Source organism: Fusobacterium sp. (assembly GCF_030528405.1).
Taxonomy (GTDB): Bacteria; Fusobacteriota; Fusobacteriia; order Fusobacteriales; family Fusobacteriaceae; genus Fusobacterium.
In genome coordinates, this window is sequence record NZ_JAUMYY010000074.1 from 1 (window position 1) to 2,172 (window position 2,172).

General features: G+C 29.4%; 3 protein-coding genes. All 3 read left to right on the top strand.

Going from position 1 to position 2,172, the window contains the following annotated elements; translation table 11 throughout:
* Positions 1–550: hypothetical protein (locus Q4A58_RS08030; RefSeq protein ID WP_303118161.1), on the top strand; the 550-nt coding region annotated here is incomplete at its 5' end.
* A gap of 16 nt (positions 551–566) precedes the next feature.
* Complete coding sequence (locus Q4A58_RS08035) at positions 567–1,136, top strand: hypothetical protein (RefSeq protein WP_303118163.1); 570 nt, start codon at positions 567–569, stop codon at positions 1,134–1,136.
* 339 nt (positions 1,137–1,475) lie between these two features.
* Positions 1,476–2,172 (top strand): hypothetical protein (locus tag Q4A58_RS08040; protein ID WP_303118164.1); only part of this gene is annotated, 697 nt, incomplete at its 3' end.

The window sequence follows — 2,172 nt, forward strand, 5'->3', positions numbered from 1 at the left end:
TTTTTCAGTAATAGCAAAAGAAATAGCAGGAGGAATGAAATCAGGCTCAGTATATACAATTGTAGGTAAAAATTTACTAGAAAATACTGAAAGAGATAATTTAAAGGATGTAGAAAGTTCTTCAAAAACTCCTGAAGCAAAAAAAGGAGGAAGACTAGGAAAGGAAGAAATTAGATTGCAAAATAAAGAAATAGCAGAACTGGGAGAAAGTTTAGATTGGAAACATATTGGAGGTGCTGGAAGAAAAGAAGAATATATTGAGGCACTAAATAAAGTAAAAGGTAGCTCTAAAGGGGGGAACTATATAGATGTAACTTTATCGAAAAATATAAATGGCAAAGATGTAACAGTAAGAATAAATACTGTAGATACTTATAAAAAAACAGGGTTATTGACTAATAGAGAAGCAAAAGCAGCTGATTTAATTAATATAAAGATTACAAGAGAAGGGCTTAATAATCCAGAATTGATTACAATTCCTAAAGGAACAGGAGCATCAAATTTAGAAGATATATTAAAACAAATAGAAAAAACATTTAGAAATAAATAATAAATGGAGGAATAAAGTGAAAGGAAAAGGATTATATTTTCGTGCTTTAAAAGAAGATTTTATAGAGAGTATAAAGGAGGTAGAAAAAAAACTAGGAGGCTTACAATATGTATTGGACACTATATATGAAGAATCTAAACTTAAAATATATAATAGTATAGAAGAACTTCCAAATATTGGGACTGTGAAGTCTTATAGAGATATATATATGATAGGATTGAAAAAGGAAGAATTTTATTGTAGAGAAATAGAATTAATAGCAGGAGGAATTTCGTATAGAGTAGGAGATGAAAAGGGAATTTTACAATTTATTCCTTCAGGAGTATATGAAGGAACAAATTGTGTGATAAGAGGCGAACTTTCAACAGTAGCAGAAACAGAATCACGACAATTAATTTTTAAAGAACTTAAAAAGGCGATGTTAAAAAATATGATGATAGCAGGAGGAGGAGTATATATAGGTAAATCAATAATAAAAAATAAAGAAAAATATAGATTACCATATGGAAGTCCCAGTTCACCTCCTGAATATGATTTAGATATCAGTGATTTAGTTTGGATAGAAAAAGGAAGAAAGAAAAAATAAATTTTTTATAGATAGCCTAAGTTAAATCTTGGGCTATTTATTAAGGAATTTATAGATGGACATTATAAAATAGAATATACAGATAGTTATAAATTTTCTCAAGAAGGAAAAAATTCCGAAATAATTTCTGAGCTATCTAAACAAGCAAAAGAACTTAGTAAGGCAGATCCAGATAATAACTATATTGTAACAGTTAGTAGAGAAGAAGGAATAAATATAATAGCAATCCCTAAGTCTAAAAGTTGGGGAGAAAATCTTTCAAATGATATTGTAAAAGCTAAGGATGCAGTTGTAAAATATCATAAAAAATCTAAAGAAGATTGGAAAAATGAAAAGTATTTGAGCTCAGTCGGCAATGCAATTGTAAGTAGAATAAATCTCTTAAATCTAATACAAACAGGAATAGGAACTACAATTTCTCAACAATTGTATGAGTTTAATCCAGGTGAAGTACAATATGGAAAAGTGGAGGATGTCTTAAAAAGAAGGACAGATTCAGAAACAAATGCTAAAGGGATTATAGATACAGCTGTAGGTTCTATAGCAAGTATAACTATACCAAATAAAATAGGAGGAGGAAGAATAACTCTTCCAGAAACAGCACAAGCAGTAGTAGCAACAGGAGAAGCAGTAGGTGTTGGAGGAAAGGTAATAACTTTACCTGTAATTGGGACAGGTGGAGCTAAAGCAATGCTTATTGTAAATGCAATAGGCAATAGAAGTAAAGATTCTGAAAAAGTTAAAGAACCTTCAAATAAAAATCAGGAAGAAATAAAACTAAACTCTAAAGAAAAAAGACCAAGTTATAAGGAATCTGAAAAAGATATTCATGAATTTCTTAAAGAAAAATACAAAAATAATGAAAATGTAACAGTGCAAGAGCAAACTTCATTCAAAGGTGGGGATGAAGCAAAACGTTATGGAGAAAAAGGTTCTGTGAGACCTGATGATACAGTAATTATGAAAACAGAAACAAAAAATGGTGTTGTAACAAGTAGAGAAAGTTATGAAGTGAAAAATTATAAAATAGAAAATT